This window comes from Azospirillum ramasamyi (assembly GCF_003233655.1).
In the GTDB taxonomy this organism is placed as follows: domain Bacteria; phylum Pseudomonadota; class Alphaproteobacteria; order Azospirillales; family Azospirillaceae; genus Azospirillum; species Azospirillum ramasamyi.
On the sequence record NZ_CP029829.1, the window covers coordinates 1438491 to 1460049 of the forward strand.

Below are 21559 nucleotides of genomic sequence, written 5' to 3' on the forward strand. Positions count from 1 at the left end.
AACAGGGGAGACGGACCATGACCGGCGGGAAGAGCGTGGCGCGCGCTGCGAGAGAGCCCTCGGCCAAGGCGCGGCGGGAGTTGGCGGCGCTGAACGATGCGCTGACGCTGGCCGAGCGGGGGCTGGGCCGCAACTCGACGGCGGCGCTGATGGCGCGGCTGCTGAGGGTGGCGGCGATGCATCCGCGCTCTGTGGACGACACGCTGATGTGGCAGGTCACCGATCTCGTCACCGGCGACGACGTGTCGGACGCCGTGAAGCTGACGATGATCCGCATGGGCTGGGCGTCCATCGTCCAGGCGCAGTACCGGGCGCATGGCCTGCGGATGGTGGAGCGGCAGGCGGCGGTGAAGGCGGCGGCGTGAGGTAAAGCCGCTGTCGAAGCGTTCCACGGCGACCGCCCTCTCCCGCTCCGGGAAAGGAATTGAGCCCGGTTGCCCATGGGCGACCGCCGCGCTTATGCTGGCCTCCCCTTCACGGCCATGGACCATCCGGTGCTGTCCTTCATCCTGTCGAAGCTGTTCTGGGCCGTGGCGGCGCCGGGCAATGCGCTGGTTCTGACGGTGGCGCTGGGGGCGATTTTGCTGTGGACGCGACGCTGGCGGCGGGCGGGCAAGCGGATGGTGACGCTGGCGGCGGTCCTGCTGGCGCTGGTCACCTACACCGGGTTGGGCGCGCTGGTGGCGCTGCCGCTGGAGAACCGCTTTCCGAGGGCCGAGCCGGAGGGGCGCATCGACGGCATCATCATGCTGGGCGGCGCGCTCAACCCGCCGATCACCGTCGACCGCGGCGATCCCTCCCTCAACGACGCGGCGGAACGGATCCTGGGCTTTGCGGACCTCGTCCGCCGCCATCCCGAGGCGAAGGCCGTCTTCACCGGCGGATCGGGCCGGCTGCTGGGGCAGGAATACAAGGAGGACGCGACCGCCCGCGCCGCGCTGGCGCAGGCCGGCATCCCCGAGGACCGCGTGATCTACGAGGCGCAATCCCGAAACACCTGGGAAAACGCCGTGCTGAGCAAGGAACTGGTGAAGCCGGCCCCGGGAGAACGCTGGGTGCTCGTCACCTCCGCCATGCACATGCCGCGGTCGGTCGGCATCTTCCGCGCCGTCGGCTGGGAGGTGATCCCCTACCCCGTCGATTACCGCACCCGGACCGGCGCCAAGCCCTATCTGCGCTTCGAGTTCGGGCAGAATCTGGTGATCCTCGACGATGCGGTGCGGGAATGGATCGGCCTGACCGCCTATCGGCTGATGGGCCGCACCACGGCGCTGTTCCCGGCCCCCTGATCCGCGGGATCATGGCTCCCTGATCCGCGGGATCATGGCTCCCTGATCCGCGGGATCATGGCCGGCCCTGTGTCATCGTGCTTCCCCGCATTTGCAGGCATTGGCGTGGCCGTGCCACTCGGCTAGAGTGCCGCCGCCTTGGCGGTTCGAGGCGACCGGGAATCGAGGGGTTTGGCGGATGCGTCGCTGGCGCGGGGTGGGCAGGATCGTCGTGCTGGTCGGCGTGGCAACGCTCGCCGCCTGCGCGCAGAAGCCCGCCGGCAGCGGCTCCGGCCTGCCGACCAGCGGCGTCTACAAGCTGGGCAAGCCCTATCAGATCGCCGGCGTCTGGTATTATCCCAAGGAAGACTACGGCTACGACGAGACGGGCATCGCCTCGTGGTACGGGCCGGGCTTCCACGCGAAGAACACCGCCAACGGCGAGATCTACGACCAGGACGAGCTGACCGCCGCCCACAGGACGCTGCCGATGCCGAGCCTGGTGCGCGTCACCAACCTGGACAACGGCCGCTCCATCGTGGTGCGGGTGAACGACCGCGGCCCTTTCGCCAACGGCCGGATCATCGACATGTCGCGCCGCGGCGCCCAGCTGCTGGGTTTCGACGGTCCCGGCACGGCCAAGGTCCGCGTCCAGATCCTGGCGGAGGAGAGCCGGGCCATCGCCGCCGCCGCGCGGCTGGGAACCCCGGCCCCGCTGCTGGCGGAGGTCGACGGCCCGCCGCCCAAGGCCGCCCCGCGCGGCCGGATCGAACAGGCCGGGCCGTCGGGTCCGGCGACGGCGGTGTCGGCGGCCGGCCAGTGGGCGGCCGGCCAGTCGGCCTCGACCGGCGCGCCGCGTCCGGCGGTGGTCGGCGCCCCGGTGCCGCCGCCCGCCACCGTCTCCGGCAGCATGTCGGAAGGCCGGTTCGTGCCGGCGCCGGTGGTGGCGCAGATGCCGGTGAAGCCGCAGGAGGCGATCTATGTGCAGGTCGGCGCCTTCGGCAGCGAGGAGAATGTGGCGAAGGCCCGCGCCCGGCTGTCCGCCATGGGCCAGCGCGCCGACGTCAGCCTGACGCGGTCGGGCGGCCTGTCCCTGCATCGCGTCAGGGTCGGGCCGCTGGACAGCGTCGATCGTGCCGACACCCTGCTCAACCAGATCTTACAGGCCGGCCTTACGGAGGCCAAAATCGTGGTGGATTGATCCGGCCGACCGAAACCCACCGCGATCGCTCTGCCGAGCGCCTGTGACCGAGTGCCCTTGGAGGATTGTTGCCATGAACGCTGTTGTCGTCCGCCTCTGCGCCGTTTTCGGCCGTTCCGCCGCCCTCGCGGCCGGAATCGCGATGGCCGGGGCCACGATAGGCGCCGGCATGACCGCGGTGTCCGTGCAGGCCGCGACCATCGACACCATCGCCAAGCAGGCGATCCTGATCGACCTGACCTCGAACACCGTGCTGTTCGAGAAGAACGCCGACGAGCGCATGGCTCCGTCGTCGATGAGCAAGATCATGACCGCCTACCTGACCTTCGAGGCGATCAAGGCCGGCCGCCTGACGCTGGAGAGCACGCTGCCGGTCAGCGAGCGGGCGTGGCGGATGCAGGGCTCCAAGATGTTCGTGGAGCTTCACAACAACATCAAGGTCGACGATCTGGTCAAGGGCATGATCGTCCAGTCCGGCAACGACGCCTGCATCGTGCTGGCCGAGGGGCTGGCCGGGTCGGAAGGGGCCTTCGCGGAGCAGGCGAACCGCAAGGCGCGCGAGCTGGGGCTGAAGAACACCAACCTCGTCAACTCCACCGGCTGGCCCGACCCGAACCACTACATGACCGCCCGCGATCTGGCGCTGCTGGCCGAGCACCTGATCAAGGATTTCCCGGAATACTACCACTACTATTCGATCCGGGAGTTCAAGTACCACAACATCAACCAGGGCAACCGCAACCCGCTGCTCTATCGCGGCATGGACGTGGACGGCATGAAGACCGGCCACACCGAAGCCGGCGGATACGGCCTGACCGCGTCGGGCGAGCGCGAGGGGCGCCGCCTGCTGCTGGTGGTCAACGGCCTGCCCAACATGCAGGCGCGCGCCGACGAATCGGCCCGCCTGATCGAATGGGGCTTCCGTGAATTCGCCTCCTACACGCTCTACAAGGGCGGCGAGACGATCGAGCAGGTGCCGGTCTGGCTGGGCGAGCAGGAAACCGTTCCGGTCACCGTGCCGCAGAACCTGAGCGTCACCATGGGCCGCGCCGACCGTCCCGGCATGAAGGTGTCGCTGGTCACCAACGCGCCCGTGTCCGCGCCGATCAAGAAGGGCGACACGGTGGGCAAGCTGGTGATCTCCGCCCCCGGCTTCCCGGGCAAGGAGGTGCCGGTGGTGGCCGCCCAGGACGTGCCGAAGGCCGGCTTCGTCGGCCGCGCCTTCGCCGCCGCCAAGTATCTCGTCTTCGGCAACAGCCTGTGACCGTGACGACCATGCCGACCTCTCCACAACGCGGGCGTTTCATCACGCTGGAAGGCGGCGAAGGGGCCGGCAAGTCGACGCAGCTGCGCCGGCTGGCCGACACCCTGCGGGAAACCCTGCGCGCCCGCGGCGCCGAGCTGGTGACGACGCGCGAGCCGGGCGGGTCGCCGGGGGCGGAGGAGATCCGCGCCCTGCTGGTGACCGGCGAGACCGGCCGCTGGAGCCCGGTGACGGAGGCGCTGCTGCACACCGCCGCCCGCCGCGACCATCTGGAACGCACGGTGTGGCCGGCCTTGGAGGCCGGGAACTGGGTGCTGTGCGACCGCTTCTTCGACAGCACCATGGCCTATCAGGGCTATGGGCTGGGGCTGGGGCGCGGGTCGGTGGAGACCTTGCAGACCGCTGCGCTGGGCGGCTTCCGCCCCGACCTGACCCTGATCCTCGACATCGACGTCGAGACGGGGCTGCGCCGCGCGGTGGCGCGCCATGGCGGCGAGGACCGCTATGAGCGGATGGACATCGGCTTTCACCAGCGGCTGCGCGACGGCTTCCTCGACATCGCCCGGCGGGAGCCGGAGCGCTGCGCGGTGGTCGATGCCGACGCCGACCCCGACACCGTGCAGGCGCGCATCTGGAGCGCAGTATCCAGCCGTCTGGGGTTGCCGTCGTGAGCAAGGCGCGCACCCCGGCATCCGCCGCCCCTGCGGAAGACGCGCTCGCTCCCCGGCGCAACCCGGACCTCGTCGGTCATGAGGAGGCCGAGCGGCTGCTGCTGGAGGCGTGGAATTCCGGCCGGCTGCCGCATGCCTGGCTGATCGGCGGGACGCCGGGAATCGGCAAGGCGACGCTGGCCTTCCGCTTCGCCCGCTTCGTCCTGGCGCAGGATGCGCCGGGGGACAGCCTGTTCGGCGGAAACGCTCCGGTCACCTCGCTGCATATCGGCCCCGACCATCCGGTGTTCCGCCGGGTGGCGTCGGGCGGCCATGCCGACCTGCTGACCATCGAGCGCCAGCGCGACGAGAAGAAGGACCGGCTGAAGCGCGACATCGCGGTGGACGACGTGCGCAAGATCGGCCCCTTCCTGCGCCGCACCTCGGCGGAAGGCGGCTGGCGCGTCGCGGTGATCGACGGCGCCGACCGCATGAACCTGAGCGGCCTGAACGCCATCCTGAAGATCCTGGAGGAGCCGCCGCCCGGCGCCCTGCTGCTGCTGGTCAGCGACAATCCCGGCGGCATGCTGCCGACAATCCGCTCGCGCTGCCGCAAGCTGACGCTGAAGCCGCTAGCCGAAGAGACGGTGATCGAACTGCTGGGACGGCACCGGCCGGACATCGCCGCCGACGACCGCCCGGCGCTGGCCCGCCTGTCGGAGGGCAGCGTCGGCCGCGCCATCGACCTTGCCGATGCGGGCGGGCTGGCGCTCTACCGCGAGATGATCGGGCTGCTGTCCGACCTGCCGCGCATCGACATCGTCGCCGCCCACGCCTTCGCCGACAAGCTGACCCGCAAACAGGACGACGGGATGTTCGAGACGGCGACCGAGCTGCTGGTCTGGTGGCTCGCCCGCTTCGCCCGCTCGCTCGCCCGCGGATGCTGGCCGGCGGAGGTGGTGCCGGGCGAGGCCGCCCTGATGACCCGATTGGCGAATGCCCGCGGTCTTGAACGTTGGGTGGAGGTGTGGGAAAAGGTTCAGCGTCTTTTCGCGCGCGCGGAATCCGCAAACCTGGACCGCAAGCAGGTGGTCCTGAACGCCCTGTCGGCGCTGGAAACGGCCGCCGCCTAGCGTTATCTGAGAACCTGCTCGTTGACCCTGACCTGAAAGAAAGTGCCGCAAATGGCCGGGCCGAAGACCTTCTACCTGACGACGCCGATCTATTACGTGAACGACGTGCCGCACATCGGCCACGCCTACACGACGCTTGCCTGCGACGTCCTCGCCCGGTTCATGCGGCTCGACGGCTATGACGTGAAGTTCCTGACCGGCACCGACGAGCACGGCCAGAAGGTGGAGAAGTCGGCGGAGAAGGCCGGCATCCCGCCGCAGGACTTCACCGACCGGGTATCGCGGAACTTCCGCGATCTCGTGTCGCTGATGAACTATTCCAACGACGACTTCATCCGCACCACCGAGCCGCGCCACGTCAAGTCGGCGCAGGCGCTGTGGACGGTGCTGAAGGAGAAGGGCGAGATTTATCTCGGCTCCTACGCCGGCTGGTATTCGGTTCGCGACGAGGCCTTCTATGGCGAGGACGAACTGACCACCAATGCCGAGGGCAAGAAGATCGCACCGACCGGCGCCGAATGCGAATGGGTCGAGGAGCCGTCCTACTTCTTCAAGCTCTCGGCCTGGCAGGACCGGCTGATCGAGTTCTATGAGCGCAACCCGGACTTCATCGCGCCGGCCGGCAAGCGCAACGAGGTGATGGCCTTCGTCAAGTCGGGGCTGAAGGATCTGTCGGTCAGCCGCACCACCTTCAAGTGGGGCATCCCGGTGCCGGGCGACGACGCCCACATCATGTATGTCTGGCTCGACGCGCTGGCGAACTACATCACCGCCGTCGGCTATCCCGACACCACGGGCGAGTACGCCAAGTACTGGCCGGCCGACCTGCACATGGTCGGCAAGGACATCCTGCGCTTCCACGCCGTCTATTGGCCGGCCTTCCTGATGGCCGCCGGTCTGGAGCCGCCCCGCCGCGTGTTCGCCCATGGCTGGTGGACCATCGAAGGCCAGAAGATGTCCAAGTCCCTCGGCAACGTCATCGCGCCGGAGACGCTGGTCAACACCTACGGCCTCGACCAGACCCGCTATTTCCTGCTGCGCGAAGTGCCGTTCGGCAATGACGGCGACTTCTCGCACAAGCAGATGGTCAACCGGATCAACGGCAACCTCGCCAACGACTACGGCAATCTGGTGCAGCGCGTCCTGTCGATGATCGGCAAGAACTGCGGCGCCGCGGTGCCGACGCCGGGCGCGTTCACCGAGGCAGACAACGCGCTGCTCGGCTCGGCCTACGGCATGCTGGACATCGTGCGGGCGGAGATCAGGGCGCAGGCCTTCCACAAGGCGCTGGACGCCATCTGGGCCGTGGTCGGCGACGCCAACCGCTATGTCGACGAACAGGCCCCCTGGGCGCTGAAGAAGACCGACCCGGCGCGCATGGCGACCGTGCTGTATGTGCTGGCCGAGACGATCCGCCATCTCGCCATCCTGACCCAGCCGGTGATGCCGGATTCCTCCGCCAAGATCCTCGACCTGCTGGCTCTGGGGCCGGACGCGCGCGGCTTCGGCACGCTGGGGCCGTCGGGGGCGCTGGCCGCCGGCACGCCGCTGCCGACGCCGCAGGGCGTCTTCCCGCGTTACGTCGAAGAACCGAAGGCCTGAGTTTTCCCTGATGCTCGTCGACAGCCATTGCCATCTGGACTTTCCCGATTTCGCCGAAGAGCTGGACGCGGTCGTCGACCGCGCCCGGCAGGCCGGCGTCGGGCGGATGGTCACCATCTGCACCTACATCAGCCGTTTCGACCGCATCCTGGCGGTGGCCGAGCGCTATGACGACATCCTCTGCTCGGTGGGGGTCCATCCCCATCAGGCGCAGGAGGAGTTCGCCATCACCACGACCGAGACGCTGGTGGAGCTGTCGCGCCATCCCAAAGTGATCGGTCTGGGCGAGACCGGGCTCGACTATTTCTACGACAAGAGCCCGCGCGACCAGCAGCAGGAATGCTTCCGCCGGCATATCCGCGCCAGCCTGGAAACCGGCCTGCCGCTGATCATCCACACCCGCGACGCCGACGCCGACACCATGCGCATCGTCAAGGAGGAAGCGGCGGGACAGACGGTGAAGGGGCTGCTGCACTGCTTCAGCTCCGGCCGGGCGCTGGCGGAAGAGGCGGTGGACTACGGCTTCAGCCTGTCGCTGTCGGGGATCGTCACCTTCAAGAAGTCGGAAGACCTGCGCGCCATCGTCAAGGACGTGCCGATCGACCGCATCCTGGTGGAGACCGACGCGCCCTACCTGGCGCCGATCCCCTTCCGCGGCAAGCGCAACGAGCCGGCCTATGTCGCCCACACCGCGGCCTGCGTGGCCGAGGTGAAGGGGGTGTCGGCCGAGGAGCTGGCCCGCGTCACCACCGACAACTTCTTCCGCCTGTTCGACAAGGCCGCCCAGGGCAAGGCGGCCGCATGACCGCGGACGGCGCATCAACCGGCATTGCACCGGGCAGGATGCGCGTGACCGTCCTCGGCTGCGGCGGGTCGCGCGGCGTTCCGGTGATCGCCGGGGTGCCGGGCGGCCATTGGGGCCGCTGCGATCCCGCCAATCCGAAGAACCGCCGCATGCGCCCCTCGGTGCTGGTGGAGCATGGCGCCGTGTCGGTTCTGGTCGACACCTCGCCCGACCTGCGGCAGCAGTTGCTGGACAGCGGCTGTGCGCGGCTGGACGCCGTGCTGTGGACGCACCAGCATGCCGACCACTGCCACGGCATCGACGAACTGCGCGAGATCTGCCGGCAGATGCATGCGCCGATCGACGCCTATGGCTGGGACGAGCATCTGCGCGACATCGAAGCCCGCTTCCCCTACTGCTTCGATCCGCTGCCGGAAGGCTATCCCTTCTACCGCCCGGTGCTGAAGACGCATCGGATCGACGGCCCGTTCAGCGTGAAGGGGCTGGAAGTGACGCCGTTCGAGCAGGATCACGGCTATATGCGGACGGTGGGCTACCGCTTCGGCGGCTTCGCCTATTCGACCGACGTGGTGCGGCTGGACGAGCGCGCCTTCGCGGCGCTGGCGGGAGTGGATACCTGGGTGGTCGATTGCGGACGGCTAGAGCCGCCGCATCCGGTGCACGCCCATCTGGCGCTGACGCTGGAATGGATCGAGCGGGTGCAGCCGCGGCGGGCCTATCTGACCCACATGGACAACAGCATGGACTACGACAGCCTGCGGCGGATTTTGCCGGAGGGGGTCGAGCCGGCTTACGATGGGTTGACGATCAAGGTGTGATACCGCCGCGCCTAAGTATTGACACATGGGAGCCACGGGTAGCTTGTGAGGGAGCGTAGGCGCTCCGGTGTGGCGGTGAGGGCGTTCCAGGCGTCACAGCAGGCCTGGACGACGGCGTCGTAATCGTCCAGGAGCCGGTGGGACAGAAAGCGCTCGCGCAGGTACAGCCAGACGCGCTCGACCGGGTTCAGTTCGGGGCTATAGGGCGGCAGCGACACCAGCGTGATGTTGTCCGGCACGACCAGCGCCCGCGATCCATGCCAGCCGGCCTGGTCGAGCACGAGCACCGCCTGGACGTCCGGTTCCAGGCTCCGGGAGAAGCCGTCCAGGAACAGGCTCATGGCGGTGGTGGAGACGGTCGGCATGACCAGCGCGAAGTCGGCGCCGCTGGCCGGGCAGACGGCGGCGTAGAGGTAGACCGAGGTGAAGCGCTTGTCGCACAGCCCGGCGGGACGCTGCCCGCGCTCCCACCAGCGATGCGCGGTGCGGCCCTTTTGGCCGATGCGCGCTTCGTCCTGGAACCAGAGTTGGAGGCGCCGCCCAGGGTGCGCGGCCGCCGCAGCCTTCAGCGCTTCGCGCAGCCCCTTTTTTGGAAGGCGGCCTGGGCCTTGGCGTCGGACTGCGGGTGACGGGGCCGCGTCTTCTGCTTCGACAGGTTCAGCCGGCGCACGATGCGCGACAGGCTGGCCGGATGCAGCGTCTTGGCGAAGCGTTCGGCGATCACCTCGCACAGGATCGGCAAGGTCCACTCCACGCAGCCGTGCCGTTTGGGATCGGGGCCGGCGAGGATGATGGCCTTGAGCGTTGCCTGCTCCCCCTCGCTCAGCCATTCCGGTCGCCCGGGCAGCGGGCGATCATACAGCCCGGCGACGCCCTCGGCGTTGTAGCGCACCACCGCATCGCGCAACGCCTGACGGTCCATGCCGGCCAGCCGCGCCGCTTCCGCCCGGCTCACCCCGTCGAGCGCATGGGCGATGGCGAACATCCGCGCCGCCACCCGCCCTTTGCTCTCCCGCCGCGCCAAGGCGCGCAACTCGCCGGCACTCAAGTCTTCCCGGATCGGCAAGGCCGCTGGCATTCGCTCCTCCCCATCGCGATGGGGAATCGAATCACGGATCGCCGGCCTTGGGAATCCCTCTCAATGAGTCAGCCGCTCCGCTCGACGGTATGATACCGCCGAGCGTAAGTCCTGACTTAGAGTGCGTAACAAAACCGGCCAGGAACGGTTGGTAGGGGCATGGCAGCCCCTCTTGTTTCCGACGCCTTGTGGGCGATCATCGAACCGCTGATCCCGCCGGAGCCGCCCAAGCCAAAAGGCGGACGGCCCCGGTTGGACGATCGTGCGGCGCTGACCGGCATCCTATTCGTGCTGCGCACGGGTATTCCTTGGGAGCTTCTGCCGGTGGAGATGGGCTGCGGCTCGGGGATGACCTGCTGGCGGCGTCTGCACGAGTGGCATCGGGCTGGCGTGTGGGAACGGCTGCATCGTGTGCTGCTCGACCGGCTCGGCTATGCCAACGCCATCAACTGGGATCGTGCAGCGGTGGACAGCGCCAGCGTCCCGGCAAAAAGGGGGGTGAGGAGACCGGCCCGAACCCGACGGATCGCGGCAAGCCGGGCTCCAAGCGCCACATCCTCGTCGATGCTAACGGCATCCCGCTCGCCCTGAGGATCTCGCCAGCCAACCGGCACGACAGCAAGCTGCTGGAGGCGCTGGTCGATGCCGTGCCGGCGATCCGCCAGTGTGCGGGCCGGCCCCGGCGCCGCCCGGCCAAGCTGCACGCCGACAAGGGCTACGACTTTGCACACTGCCGGCAGGCGCTGCGCCAACGAGCGATCATTCCGCGGATCGCCCGGCGTGGCGTCGAGAGCAGCGAGCGTCTTGGCCGACACCGATGGGTGGTCGAGCGTACGCTCGCTTGGTTTGCCCGCTTCCGCCGCATCGCCGTCCGCTACGAACGGCGCGCCGACATCTTCACTGCCTTTCACCATATCGCGGCCAGCCTCATCTGCTGGCGCTTCGTCCAGAGATGGTTCTGTTAGGCGCTCTTATGCTCGGAGGTAAAGGCCGCGACTGCGGCCCCGCAGGCCCATGCCTGCGAAGGCAAGCGGCCGGACGGCCGCGCCCGCCGTCTGAGGGCGAGCGTAAAGTCTGATGTGTCAGAATTTACGCTCGATGATATGAGGGGGAGGTTCTCGGCTTCGATTGCGCCTTAACCTCCCCCGTCTAAACCCTTGTCCCCTCCCCCGCTCGGCGGGGGAGGGTCGGGGTGGGGGGCCGACGTCCCCTTACTTCTTCTTCTCGAGCGGCGGGGCGGCGTAGACGAAGCGGTCGAAGCTGTATTCGGCCACCCGGAACCACAGATACTCCTCCTCGCGGAACTTCTTCCACGGCTCGTAGATCTTGCGGAACTTCTCGTTCTTCGCGGCCTCTTCGTCGTAGACCTCGATGGCGGCCTGGTAGCAGGCCTGCATCACCTCGTTCGGGAAGGGGCGCAGCTGGGTGCCGGTGGCGACCAGACGCTTCAGCGCGAACATGTTCTGGACGTCGTATTTGCCCAGCATGTCCAGCGTCGCGTCGGAGCAGGCCGCGTGCAGCGCCGCCTTGTAGGCCGGCGGCAGCGACTCGTACTTCTCCTTGCCGAACATCATGGAGACCTGCGGGCCGCCTTCCCACCAGCCGGGATAGTAGTAGTACTTGGCGACCTTCTGGAAGCCGAGCTTCTCGTCGTCATAGGGGCCGACGAATTCGGCGGCGTCGATGGTGCCCTTTTCCAGCGCCGGGTAGATGTCGCCGCCGCCGATCTGCTGCGGCACGACGCCGAGCTTGGCCATGATGGTGCCGGCATAGCCGCCGATGCGGAACTTCAGGCCCTTCAGATCCTCGATCGACTTGATTTCCTTGCGGAACCAGCCGCCCATCTGGGTGCCGGTGTTGCCGGCGCCGATGGCGACCAGATTGTGGCCGGCGAAGAACTCCGCCATCAGCTCCTTGCCGCCGCCATGGGTCATCCAGGCGTTCTGCTGGCGCGCGTTCAGGCCGAACGGAATCGCGGCGTCGAAGGCGAAGGTCGGATCCTTGCCGACGTAGTAATAGGAGACGGTGTGGCCGCACTCGATCGTGCCGTCCTTGACCGCGTCCAGCACCTGCAGCGCCGGGACGATCTCGCCGGCCGCGAAGACGCGGATCTGGAACTTGCCGTCGGTCAGCTCGGCCACGCGCTTGGACACGAACTCCGCACCACCGTAGATGGTGTCGAGGCTCTTCGGGAAGCTGGAGGCGCAACGCCACTTGATCTCGGGCGAGGACTGGGCGATTGCGGGGGCGGCGAGCGTGCTGGCGGCGACGCCCACACCTGCCGAGGTCAGAAATGCACGACGTTTCATCCAGAAGCTCCCTTTGTCCGTTTTCTGTTATGCGTTTTTGTATCGGTTATGCGTTTTTGTTGCCGGGCTGGGGTCAGCCGGCCCGCAACCGGCCAAGCCGGCCCCTCGACGGGACCGGACGGCGACGGTTGAGCGGGAAAAGCAGGGGGTGGTTGGGATGCTTGCCCGGCCGGACGCACGCTTGACCAAATACACGTTCGGCCAGCCCGGACGGCGCATCGGGGGCACCGCGAATGCCCGGACGCACGCACAGGGACGGCACGACCGTTTCCGGTCGCTACTTGCGCTTCCTCCCATCCATCCGGGTTTGCAGCCGGCCTTTCGGCCGATCCGTCCCAGTTTTCTTCGCTGACCGGATTATGCAGGAAGCAAATGGTCGGGATCAAGCGGGAAGCAGAATTGACGTCCGTATTTCAGAGGTTTAACGCTGCGGCGCGAAGTCGCGGGCTCCTCTCAACCAGCCGGATTCAACCAGCTGGGCCGGACGGCCTCTTCCGCAGGTTCGGCAGCATTGCTTCTCGATTCCGCCGCCATCCCCACCATCTGTTGCAGGCACCGCCGACGACCCAGAGGAATGATCCCTGGAAAGGTCGGGCGGCGGAGCTTAAGACCATGCTGGCGTGTTGATGGAGGGAGTGGAACCTTGCGGGTTGAACGGCCATGAGAGATGTGAGTATGGCGGAGCGTGGGGCGGAGTCTGCCGCGGCGCGTGACCTGCGGCTGGATTTCTTCCGCGGGCTGGCCTTGTGGTTCATCTTCGTCAACCATATCCCGGCCAACCAGATTTCCTGGCTGACGCCGCGCAATTTCGGCCTGAGCGACGCCACGGAGATCTTCGTCTTCATCTCCGGCTATACCGCGGCCCTGGTCTATGGCCGGACCCTGGACCGGCAGGGCACGCCGATGGCGGCGGCACAGGTGCTGCACCGCTGCTGGACGCTGTACGCCACCTACATCATCCTTTTCTTCGCCTTCACCGCCCAGATCGCCTACACCGCCCGCGCCTTCGACAGCCCGCTGTTCACCGAGGAGATGGGCATCACCAGCTATTTCCAGGATCCCGTCTCCGCCCTGACCCAGGCCCTGCTGCTGAAGTTCAGGCCGGCGAACCTGGACGTTCTGCCGCTCTACATCGTGCTTCTGCTGGTCTTTCCCCTGCTGCTGCCGGCGCTGCGCCGCCGGCCGCTGACGGTCCTGGCCGGTTCCGCCGCGGTCTATCTGGCCGCGAGGCAGTGGGGATGGAACCTGCCCACCCACCCCGACGGCGGCGTCTGGTACTTCAACCCCTTCACCTGGCAGTTCCTGTTCGTGACCGGCGCGGCGCTGCAGTTCCGGCCGGATGTGCGCGCCGTGCTGACCCGCTTCAGCCTGCCGGCGATGGCCGCGGCGGTGGCGATCCTGCTGGCCAGCCTGTACCTGACGCTGTCCTGGAAGTTCGCCCCGCTGCACGCGATGATCCCCGACGCGGTGACGGAGTTCCTCTACCCCATCAGCAAGACCGATCTCGATCCGCTGCGCCTGCTTCATTTCTTCGCGCTGGCATATGTCGTCCTCCGGCTGGTGCCGCCGGGCGCATCCTGGCTGAACGGACCGCTGGCCGCGCCCGTGCTCGACTGCGGGCGGCAGTCGCTGCAGGTGTTCTGCCTGGGCGTGCTGCTGTCCTTCGCCGGTCAGACCGTGCTGGTCCATGTCAGCGGCTCGCTTTCCGCACAGTTCCTTGTTACCGTGCTCGGCATCGCCATGATGGTGCTGCTCGCCCGTTTCCTCGGCTGGTACCAGTCGGCCGAGCGGGCGCGCCGCCACAGGGTCGCGGCCAGCAGGAATGTGGGTGCATGAACGGACGAGGGTTCAGACGGTTGCTGACGGCCACGGCCATCGCGCTGGCGGCTCTCTCATTTCCCGGATCGGGCCATGCGGCGAAGGCCGGCGGGGGCGTCGATCCCGCCTGCTCCGTGCCGGACGCCGTGCTTTCTCCCGGCGAAGGGTTGCCACGGCTGTCGGCGCGTCTCGCCGCCGGCCGGCCGCTGTCTGTCCTCATCGTCAATTCCGCCAAGCAGGCGTCCAAGCCCGGCATCGTCGGCTATCCCGCCCGGCTGGAGGAGGAGTTGAAGCGCCGCCTGCCCGGCCGCGCCGTGCGGACCAGCGTGCTGAGCCTGCCCGGCGAGCCGGCGCCGGCCATGGTGGCACCGCTTGCCCAGGCGGTCGAAGACCAGCGCCCGGCGCTGGTGGTCTGGCAGACCGGCACGGTCGACGCCATGCGCAATCTGGATCCAGAAGGCTTCGGCATGGCGCTGCAGGCCGGCATCGCCGCAGTCCAGAGCCGCGGCGCCGACATCGTCATCATGGACATGCAGTACAGCATGCACACGGCGCAGCTGATCGACTTCGCCCCCTACCTGTCCTACATCACCTGGCTGGCCCAGGGCTCCGACGTCTTCCACTTCCCGCGCTACGACATCATGCGGCATTGGGTGGAGGACGGCCGGGTCGATTTCGCCGACGAGGGGGACGAGGCGAAGCGGCGGTCTTATGATTTCGTTCACCGTTGCATCGGACAATTGCTGGCGGAAAGCATCGCCACGATGATCGCACCCGCGGTCATTCCCCCGGCAGTGGCGCGAAGCAACGGAACGAGCCCTTGAACACGCCCTTCAGCCTGCATCTCGCCGCCCGCCTCCTGACGCTGATCTCCGTCATCGCCATATCCGCTCCCGCGCTGGCCGCCGAACCCGCGGCCTCGGCGCAGTGCCTGCTTCCCCGTGGGGACGCAGCGCTTTCGGCCCCCCTGCCGCAGATGTCCCGGCGCATCGCCACCGGCGCGCCGATACGGATCGTCGCAATCGGTTCCTCCTCCACCGCCGGAGCGGGGGCGAGCGCGCCCGACCGGACCTATCCCGCCCGCCTCGCCCATTACCTGGCCGAGCGCTTCGGCAACGCGGACATCGCGGTGTTGAATCGCGGCATCAACGGCGAGACCGACGACCAGACCGAAAAGCGGATCGACGCCGACGCCCTGGGCGCCAAACCCGATCTGGTGATCTGGCAGGTCGGCGCCAACACGGTGCTGCGCGACGGCGACCAGGGCCTGAGCGAGCGTTCGGTCCGCCAGGGGGTGGAACGGCTGCGCGCCGCCGGGGTGGACGTGGTGCTGATGGACCTGCAATACGCGCCCAGGATGCTGGACAAGACCGGCGTGGCGCCGATGCTGTCGCGCATAGCGGGGATCGCGGCCGACCAGCACGTCGGCCTGTTCCACCGCTTCGACGTGATGCGGTCGCTGGTGGAGAGCCGGCGGATGGCCGTCACCGACCTGATCGGGCCGGATGGCGTTCACCAGAACGACGGCGGCTACGACTGTGTCGCCCGCATGCTGGCGATGGGGATCGAGGACGCGGTGCGCGTCCATGAGAGTGGGGTGAGGCGGTAGGAGAGAGGGGCATCCGAAGCGGAAAGCGCCGCCCCGGATGCGGAATTCGATCCCCAGCCGCACTCACCGCTGCATCATCGCGCTTTCCTTGCCGCAGAGGAAAAACACCTTCGAATAGACCTTCAGCAGCGCGTCGGTCAGCGCCTGGACCTCCGGGCTGCCCATGGCGCGCGGCTTGGCGGGGTCGACGTGCAGGACGCAGCTGTCCTTCACGTCGTTGAAGGCGGCCAGCGCGTGGATGCGGTCGGGACGGAACTCGTCGGGGAAATTCTCGTCCATCAGCCAGAAGCACTGGAAGTTCCGGCAGGATTGCGGCCGCTCCTCATAGATCGAGCAGCCCTTGCCCTGGTCGCAGGACGCGCACCATTTGGCCGCAGGCTTCTTGAGCTCCGGCACCCCCATCAGCTTGCAGCAGAGGGTGCATTCACCGCAGTTGCGGTCCGACATCAGGCAAACTCCAAATCAACGGCTCGCAGCGGCCTTAGGCCGATGCTGGCAGGGCGATGTGCTCGTCTTCGGCGGCCAGCAGCCGCTCCACCGCTTCCGGCGGGGCCGGGCGGGCGAAGTGATAGCCCTGGGCGTACTTGCACAGACCGCGCAGATACACCGCTTCGTCCGCCGTTTCCACCCCTTCCGCCACGGCGTCGAGCCGCAAAATGGTGGCAAGGCCGGCGATGACCTGGACGATGGCGGCGTTGCCCTCCCCCGTCGACAGCGCGCGGACGAAGCTGCGGTCGATCTTCAGCACATCCACCGGCAGCTTGTGCAGGTAGGCCAGCGAGGAATAGCCGGTGCCGAAATCGTCGATCGACAGCCGGACGTCCATGTCGCGGATGCTCTGCATCAGCATCCGGCATTCGTCCGGATCCTTCATCAGCAGGCTTTCGGTCAGCTCCAGCTTCAGGCTGGACGGCGGGATCGGCACGGCGTCGAGCAGGTCGCGCACCGCCGCGACCAGATCGTCGTCGCGGAACTGGCGGGTGGAGACGTTGACGCTCATGAACAGCGGCACCGGCCGGGGAAAACGGGCCTGCCAGAGCGCCAGCTGCCGCACCGCCTCGCGGAGAGCCCAGCGGCCCATCGGCGCGATCAGGCCGGTCTCCTCGGCCAGCGGGATGAACTCCGCCGGCGGAACCAGCCCGCGGTCGGGGTGGTTCCAGCGCATCAGCGCCTCGAAGCCGGCGATGGCCCCGGTCTCCAGCAGGACGATGGGCTGGTAGTGCAGGCAGAGCTGCTCCTGCTCCAGGGCGGCGCGCAGGTCGGCCTCCATCCGCATGGCGGCCATCGCCTGCCGGCGGAGGTTGGCGTCGAAGACGTCGATGCGCGCCCGCCCGCCGCTCTTGGCGCGGTACATGGACAGGCTGGCGTCGCGCAGCATGTCCTCCGCCCGGTCGTAGCCGGTCTGGCTCAGTGCCACGCCGATGGAGGCGGTGAGCACGAGGTCGCGCCCCTCCTCCAGCGTGATGGGGCGGGAGATGGCGCGCGCCATGCGCTCCGCCGCCTCCAGCGCGTCGCCGGCATCGTCCAGCTCGTCCACCAGCACGGCGAACTCGTCGGCGGACAGGCGGGCCAGCGTGTCGCCGACGCGGCGGCTGGTGTCGAGCCGCTTGGCGATGATGCGCAGCACGCGGTCGCCGGCGCTGCTGCCCAGCGCGTCGTTGATCGCCTTGAAGCGGTCCAGGTCGATGATGATCACCGCGAAGGGCCGCGCCGCGGCCCGGCGGTTGCGGTCCAGCGCCTGCCCGACGCGGTCGAGCAGAAGCGTGCGGTTGGGCAGCCCGGTCATGCCGTCGTGGACGGCGTCGAACAGGATCTGCTGCTCGGCCTTCTTGCGCGCGGTGATGTCGGTCATCGAGCCGGCCATGCGGACGGCGCAGCCCTTCTCATTGCGCACCGCCAAGCCGCGCACCAGCATCCACATCTCCTGCCCGGCCTTGTCGCGGAGGCGGAATTCGTGCTGGAGGTGCGAACGCTCGCCGGTCAGGTGCAGGTTGATCGCGGTCCGCAGGCCATCCAGGTCGCCGGGCTGGACGCGCTTGAACCACTCGTCGATGGTGTCGCCGATCTCGGCGTCCTCATGGCCCAGCATCGCCTTCCAGCGCGGGGAGTAATAGACCTCGCCGCTGTCGATGTGCCAGTCCCACAACCCGTCGGCCGCCCCGGCGGCGGCGAGCGCATAGCGCTCCTCGCTCCGGCGCAGGCGCTGCTCGGCGAGCTTGCGGTCGGTGATGTCGGCGACCGAGCCGACCATGCGGACCGGGTTTCCGGTATCGTCCATCACCGCCATGCCGCGGCAGACCAGCCAGCGCCACCGCGGCTTGCCGGTCGGGTCGGCGGGCGCATCGGCGCGGCGGACGCGGTGTTCGATCTGGAAGGGGACCGTCAGGCCGACCATCTGCGCCTCGAACGAGGCATGCAGCCAGTCGACGTCCTCCGGGTGGACCAGCGACAGCCAGTCGTTCGGCCGGTTGGCCTCGCGGCCGGGATCGCCGGGAGGCAGGCCGAGAAAGTCCTTGAAGCGCGGGGAGAGGTACAGCGTGTCGCTGCGCAGATCCCAATCCCAGACGCCTTCGGAGCCCGCCTTTTCGGCCAGCAGATATCGGTCGATGTTGGTGTTCAAGACCCCTCGCCGAACCCGTTGGCGGCCTGCGAATGGTGGGGGCCTCCCACCGCTCAGGTCACGATTGTAGGGGCGGATTGGTGAAGAATCGGTGAATGTCCTCGGCACGAGTGGCTCTATTCCTGATGCCCTTACCACCCCTACATATGCCAGGGGTATGTAACATACCGGAATACTACCACTTCTTCGGCCGGCATTCGCATGAAGACGCCTTGCCGATCTGCGCGGGGATGACGCGAAGCGCTTTGATCGCAGCGGCTTGCCGGCGGATCGCGCCGTGTGGACGGCATTGCGACGTGGCCGGTTCCCTTGGGGAGTTTTTTTCCTATACTAGGATAGCCCGCCACTTCCCCTGCCACCTCATCTGCGAACGGCACCGATGGATTGGTCCGATCAGGGAATCGTTCTGTCCGCCCGCCCCCAGGGGGAGGGATCCGCCGTCGCGACCCTGCTGACGCGCGGGCACGGCCGCCATGCCGGCATGGTGATGGGCGGCCGTTCGGCGCGCCAGCGCGGCACGCTGGAGCCGGGAACCCTGCTCCATGTCCGCTGGCGCGGCCGCCTGCCGGAGCATCTCGGCCATTTCACGCTGGAGCCGGTGAAGGGCTATGCCGCCAATTTCTTCGACGACGCCCAGGCGCTGGCCGCGCTGATCAGCGCCTGCGCCCTGGTCGAGGCGGCCTTGCCGGAGCGGGAGGCCCACCCCGCCCTGTTCGACGGGCTGCTCGCCCTGTTCGAGCTGCTGGAAAGCCCGGCCTGGGCGGAAAGCTATGTGCGGTGGGAGATCGGGCTGCTGGCGGAGCTTGGATTCGGCCTCGACCTCGACCGCTGTGCCGTGTCGGGGGCGAACGACTATCTCGCCTATGTCAGCCCGCGCACCGGCCGCGCGGTGACCGCGTCGGTGGGCGAGCCCTATCGCGACCGGCTGCTTCCCCTGCCCGATTTCCTGGCCGGGCGCGGCGGCGGCGGGCCGGCGGCGGTGTCCGACGGGCTGCGGCTGACCGCGCATTTCCTGGAGCGCCATGTGCTGAACGGGCCGCTGCCGCCCGCGCGCGAACGGCTGAGGGAACGTTACGCGAACGCGGTGGCGCGTTCCGCCTGAAACTGCTAGACCCCATCATCATGAAGCCGCAAAACCCCGCCTCCGAAATTCTGGAAAAGCCGCTGGCCGACGCGCTCGGCGAGCGGTATCTCAGCTACGCGCTGTCCACCATCATGTCCCGTTCGCTGCCCGACGTGCGCGACGGGCTGAAGCCGGTGCACCGACGGCTGCTGTTCGCCATGAGCCAGCTCCGCCTGGAGCCGACGACCCCGCCCAAGAAGTCGGCCCGTGTCGTCGGCGACGTGATCGGCAAATTCCACCCGCACGGCGACAGCTCGGTCTACGACGCGCTGGTGCGATTGGCGCAGGATTTCTCCGTCCGCTACCCGCTGGTCGACGGACAGGGCAATTTCGGCAACATCGACGGCGATAACGCCGCGGCGATGCGCTACACCGAAGCCCGCCTGACCGAGGTCGCCAAGGCCCTGCTGGAAGGCATCGACGAGGACGCCGTCGATTTCCGCCCGACCTATGACGGCGACGGCGACGAGCCGGCGGTCCTGCCCTCCAACTTCCCCAATCTGCTGGCCAACGGGTCCAGCGGCATCGCGGTGGGCATGGCGACCAACATCCCGCCGCACAATGTCGGCGAGATCTGCGACGCGCTGCGCCACCTGATCAAGCACCGCGACGCCTCGATCGAGACGCTGGTCAACTTCATGCCCGGTCCCGATTTCCCCACCGGCGGCGTGCTGGTCGAGTCGCGGGAGAATGTGATCGAGGCCTACCGCACCGGCCGCGGCGCCTTCCGCCTGCGCGCCCGCTGGGAGGTGGAGAAGCTGGGCCAGGGCACCTGGCAGATCGTCGTCACCGAGGTGCCCTATCAGGTGCAGAAGGCCCGGCTGGTCGAGAAGATCGCCGAGCTGCTGCTGGCCAAGAAGCTGATCCTGCTGGAGGACGTCCGCGACGAGTCGGCGGAGGACGTCCGCCTCGTCCTGGTGCCGAAGAGCCGGAACGTGGATCCCGAGGTGCTGATGGCCTCGCTGTTCCAGGCGACCGACCTGGAGATCCGCTTCTCGCTGAACATGAACGTGCTGGGCGCCGACCATGTGCCGCGGGTGATGAACCTGCGCGAGGTGCTGCAGGCCTTCCTCGACCACCGGCACGAGGTGCTGGTCCGCCGGTCCAACCACCGGCTGAAGCAGATCGACCACCGGCTGGAGGTTCTCGGCGGCTATCTCGCCGCGTATCTGAACCTGGACGAGGTCATCCGCATCATCCGCGAGGAGGACGAGCCGAAGCAGGAGCTGATCCGCGCCTTCACCCTGACCGACGTTCAGGCCGACGCCATCCTCAACATGCGGCTGCGCAACCTGCGCAAGCTGGAGGAGATGGAAATCCGGCGCGAGCACGACACGCTGACCGCCGAGAAGAACGGCCTGCTGGAACTGCTGGGCGACGAGACGCTGCGCTGGAAGCGCATCGCCGAGGGCGTGGCCGAGATCAAGAAGAAGTTCGGCGGCGGCGCGCTGGGCAAGCGGCGCACCGACGTGGCCGACGCCCCGGCGGTGATCGAGGTGCCGCTCGACGCGCTGGTGGAGCGGGAACCGGTGACGGTCATCTGCTCCGCCAAGGGCTGGATCCGCACGGTGCGCGGCCATCTGACCGACGCGGAAGCCGAGGACGTGAAGTACAAGGACGGCGACGCCCGCGGCTTCATCGAACGGTGCGAGACGACCGACAGGCTGCTGGTCTTCGCCAGCAACGGCAAGTTCTTCACCATCGGTGTCGACAAGCTGCCGCGCGGCCGCGGCTTCGGCGAGCCGGTGCGGCTGATGATCGATCTCGGCAACGACGTCGACATCGTCGACCTGTTCCGCCACCAGCCCGGCCGCACGCTGCTGGTGGTGTCGGAGGATGGCCGCGGCTTCCGCGTCGACGAGGCGGAGGTGCTGGCCCAGACCCGCGCCGGCAAGCAGGTGCTGAACCTGGAGGACGGCAGGTCCGCCCGCATCTGCCATCCGGTGAGCGGCGACACCGTCGCCATCATCGGCAACAACCGCAAGATGCTGGTCTTCCCGCTGGAGCAGGTGCCGGTGATGACCCGCGGCAAGGGCGTCCAGCTTCAGAAATACAAGGACGCCAGCGTCGCCGACGTGAAGACCTTCACGCTGGCCGAAGGGCTGAGCTGGAGGAACGGCGAGCGGAACTTCACCGTCACCGACCTGACCGGCTGGATGGGCGACCGCGCCGGCCAGGGCAAGATGCCGCCGAACGGGTTCCCGAAGAACAACCGGTTCATGTGAGAACTGTATTTGGCGATAACTTCCCTCTCCCGCCCC

19 protein-coding genes are annotated in these 21559 nt (G+C 68.1%); 15 read left to right on the forward strand and 4 right to left on the reverse strand.

The window, feature by feature from the left end; translation table 11 throughout:
* Positions 1 to 17 precede the first annotated feature (17 nt).
* The 9 genes from DM194_RS06645 (at position 18) to DM194_RS06685 (ending at position 8741) form a co-directional block, all read left to right on the forward strand.
* On the forward strand, positions 18 to 365 hold the full coding sequence (locus DM194_RS06645; RefSeq protein WP_111066502.1) for a hypothetical protein: 348 nt from the start codon (positions 18 to 20) through the stop codon (positions 363 to 365).
* Positions 366 to 440: 75 nt separating this feature from the next.
* Positions 441 to 1289, forward strand: a complete 849-nt coding sequence (locus DM194_RS06650; RefSeq protein WP_246024125.1) for a YdcF family protein — start codon at positions 441 to 443, stop codon at positions 1287 to 1289.
* A gap of 178 nt (positions 1290 to 1467) precedes the next feature.
* A complete protein-coding gene (locus DM194_RS06655) occupies positions 1468 to 2469 on the forward strand; it encodes a septal ring lytic transglycosylase RlpA family protein (protein ID WP_111066503.1) in 1002 nt (333 codons plus the stop codon).
* A gap of 73 nt (positions 2470 to 2542) precedes the next feature.
* Positions 2543 to 3733, forward strand: a complete 1191-nt coding sequence (locus DM194_RS06660) for a D-alanyl-D-alanine carboxypeptidase family protein (RefSeq protein ID WP_111066504.1) — start codon at positions 2543 to 2545, stop codon at positions 3731 to 3733.
* Between the two features lie 11 nt (positions 3734 to 3744).
* A complete protein-coding gene (tmk, locus tag DM194_RS06665; protein ID WP_111067806.1) occupies positions 3745 to 4404 on the forward strand; it encodes a dTMP kinase in 660 nt (219 codons plus the stop codon).
* Positions 4401 to 5516 (forward strand): DNA polymerase III subunit delta', encoded by a 1116-nt coding sequence (locus DM194_RS06670; RefSeq protein WP_111066505.1) that lies wholly within the window; start codon positions 4401 to 4403, stop codon positions 5514 to 5516. The genes tmk and DM194_RS06670 overlap by 4 nt, the downstream gene beginning before the upstream one ends.
* Positions 5517 to 5567: 51 nt before the next feature.
* The gene (gene metG, locus DM194_RS06675; protein WP_111066506.1) at positions 5568 to 7118 is read left to right on the forward strand and encodes a methionine--tRNA ligase; all 1551 of its coding nucleotides are present in this window, start codon (positions 5568 to 5570) and stop codon (positions 7116 to 7118) included.
* 10 nt (positions 7119 to 7128) lie between these two features.
* Positions 7129 to 7923 carry a TatD family hydrolase gene (locus DM194_RS06680; RefSeq protein ID WP_111066507.1) on the forward strand — a complete coding sequence of 265 codons (795 nt, stop codon included), beginning with the start codon at positions 7129 to 7131 and terminating at the stop codon, positions 7921 to 7923.
* Positions 7924 to 7961: 38 nt separating this feature from the next.
* Positions 7962 to 8741: an MBL fold metallo-hydrolase gene (locus DM194_RS06685; protein WP_246024318.1), complete on the forward strand. Its 780-nt coding sequence runs from the start codon at positions 7962 to 7964 to the stop codon at positions 8739 to 8741.
* An 11-nt stretch (positions 8742 to 8752) separates the two neighbouring features.
* Here DM194_RS06685 and DM194_RS06690 read toward each other — a convergent pair.
* Positions 8753 to 9819, reverse strand: a protein-coding gene (locus tag DM194_RS06690; protein ID WP_111066509.1) for an IS630 family transposase whose coding sequence is annotated in 2 segments (ribosomal slippage) — positions 8753 to 9331 and positions 9334 to 9819 — 1065 coding nt in all. Because the reading frame shifts where the segments join, the coding sequence is not laid out codon by codon here.
* A 159-nt stretch (positions 9820 to 9978) separates the two neighbouring features.
* Between DM194_RS06690 and DM194_RS06695 the strand changes: the two genes are divergently transcribed.
* A protein-coding gene (locus tag DM194_RS06695; protein WP_111065387.1) for an IS5-like element ISAzba7 family transposase occupies positions 9979 to 10784 on the forward strand; the annotation gives its coding sequence in 2 pieces (ribosomal slippage) (positions 9979 to 10306 and positions 10306 to 10784; 807 coding nt in all).
* A 246-nt stretch (positions 10785 to 11030) separates the two neighbouring features.
* On the opposite strand, the gene DM194_RS06700 is transcribed toward DM194_RS06695, so the two are convergent.
* Complete coding sequence (locus DM194_RS06700) at positions 11031 to 12128, reverse strand: TRAP transporter substrate-binding protein (RefSeq protein WP_111066510.1); 1098 nt, start codon at positions 12126 to 12128, stop codon at positions 11031 to 11033.
* Between the two features lie 660 nt (positions 12129 to 12788).
* Here DM194_RS06700 and DM194_RS06705 point away from each other — a divergent pair.
* From DM194_RS06705 to DM194_RS06715, 3 genes are read left to right on the forward strand one after another with little or no spacing between them, the layout of a single operon-like run.
* Positions 12789 to 13964: an OpgC family protein gene (locus DM194_RS06705; RefSeq protein WP_111066511.1), complete on the forward strand. Its 1176-nt coding sequence runs from the start codon at positions 12789 to 12791 to the stop codon at positions 13962 to 13964.
* A 20-nt stretch (positions 13965 to 13984) separates the two neighbouring features.
* Positions 13985 to 14770 carry an SGNH/GDSL hydrolase family protein gene (locus DM194_RS06710; RefSeq protein WP_111066512.1) on the forward strand — a complete coding sequence of 262 codons (786 nt, stop codon included), beginning with the start codon at positions 13985 to 13987 and terminating at the stop codon, positions 14768 to 14770.
* A complete protein-coding gene (locus DM194_RS06715) occupies positions 14767 to 15555 on the forward strand; it encodes an SGNH/GDSL hydrolase family protein (protein ID WP_246024126.1) in 789 nt (262 codons plus the stop codon). The genes DM194_RS06710 and DM194_RS06715 overlap by 4 nt, the downstream gene beginning before the upstream one ends.
* Positions 15556 to 15618: 63 nt before the next feature.
* Here DM194_RS06715 and DM194_RS06720 read toward each other — a convergent pair whose 3' ends face one another.
* Together DM194_RS06720 and DM194_RS06725 are read right to left on the reverse strand one after the other, a co-directional pair.
* The gene (locus DM194_RS06720; protein WP_085089726.1) at positions 15619 to 16002 is read right to left on the reverse strand and encodes a hypothetical protein; all 384 of its coding nucleotides are present in this window, start codon (positions 16000 to 16002) and stop codon (positions 15619 to 15621) included.
* A gap of 34 nt (positions 16003 to 16036) precedes the next feature.
* Complete coding sequence (locus DM194_RS06725; protein ID WP_111066513.1) at positions 16037 to 18175, reverse strand: sensor domain-containing protein; 2139 nt, start codon at positions 18173 to 18175, stop codon at positions 16037 to 16039.
* Positions 18176 to 18554: 379 nt separating this feature from the next.
* Between DM194_RS06725 and recO the strand changes: the two genes are divergently transcribed.
* Positions 18555 to 19277, forward strand: coding sequence for a DNA repair protein RecO (recO, locus tag DM194_RS06730; RefSeq protein WP_111066514.1), 723 nt, complete (start codon positions 18555 to 18557; stop codon positions 19275 to 19277).
* 20 nt (positions 19278 to 19297) lie between these two features.
* On the forward strand, positions 19298 to 21523 hold the full coding sequence (gene parC / locus DM194_RS06735) for a DNA topoisomerase IV subunit A (RefSeq protein WP_111066515.1): 2226 nt from the start codon (positions 19298 to 19300) through the stop codon (positions 21521 to 21523).
* The last annotated feature ends 36 nt before the right edge of the window (positions 21524 to 21559 follow it).

What these genes read in the sequence shown, in the direction of transcription:
- DM194_RS06645 (WP_111066502.1), top strand. Translation starts at nt 18, where the DNA reads ATGACCGGCGGGAAGAGCGTGGCGCGCGCTGCGAGAGAGCCCTCGGCC.
- DM194_RS06650 (WP_246024125.1), top strand. Translation starts at nt 441, where the DNA reads ATGGGCGACCGCCGCGCTTATGCTGGCCTCCCCTTCACGGCCATGGAC.
- DM194_RS06655 (WP_111066503.1), top strand. Translation starts at nt 1,468, where the DNA reads ATGCGTCGCTGGCGCGGGGTGGGCAGGATCGTCGTGCTGGTCGGCGTG.
- DM194_RS06660 (WP_111066504.1), top strand. Translation starts at nt 2,543, where the DNA reads ATGAACGCTGTTGTCGTCCGCCTCTGCGCCGTTTTCGGCCGTTCCGCC.
- tmk (WP_111067806.1), top strand. Translation starts at nt 3,745, where the DNA reads ATGCCGACCTCTCCACAACGCGGGCGTTTCATCACGCTGGAAGGCGGC.
- metG (WP_111066506.1), top strand. Translation starts at nt 5,568, where the DNA reads ATGGCCGGGCCGAAGACCTTCTACCTGACGACGCCGATCTATTACGTG.
- DM194_RS06680 (WP_111066507.1), top strand. Translation starts at nt 7,129, where the DNA reads ATGCTCGTCGACAGCCATTGCCATCTGGACTTTCCCGATTTCGCCGAA.
- DM194_RS06685 (WP_246024318.1), top strand. Translation starts at nt 7,962, where the DNA reads ATGCGCGTGACCGTCCTCGGCTGCGGCGGGTCGCGCGGCGTTCCGGTG.
- DM194_RS06700 (WP_111066510.1), bottom strand. Translation starts at nt 12,128, where the DNA reads ATGAAACGTCGTGCATTTCTGACCTCGGCAGGTGTGGGCGTCGCCGCC.
- DM194_RS06705 (WP_111066511.1), top strand. Translation starts at nt 12,789, where the DNA reads ATGAGAGATGTGAGTATGGCGGAGCGTGGGGCGGAGTCTGCCGCGGCG.
- DM194_RS06720 (WP_085089726.1), bottom strand. Translation starts at nt 16,002, where the DNA reads ATGTCGGACCGCAACTGCGGTGAATGCACCCTCTGCTGCAAGCTGATG.
- recO (WP_111066514.1), top strand. Translation starts at nt 18,555, where the DNA reads ATGGATTGGTCCGATCAGGGAATCGTTCTGTCCGCCCGCCCCCAGGGG.
- parC (WP_111066515.1), top strand. Translation starts at nt 19,298, where the DNA reads ATGAAGCCGCAAAACCCCGCCTCCGAAATTCTGGAAAAGCCGCTGGCC.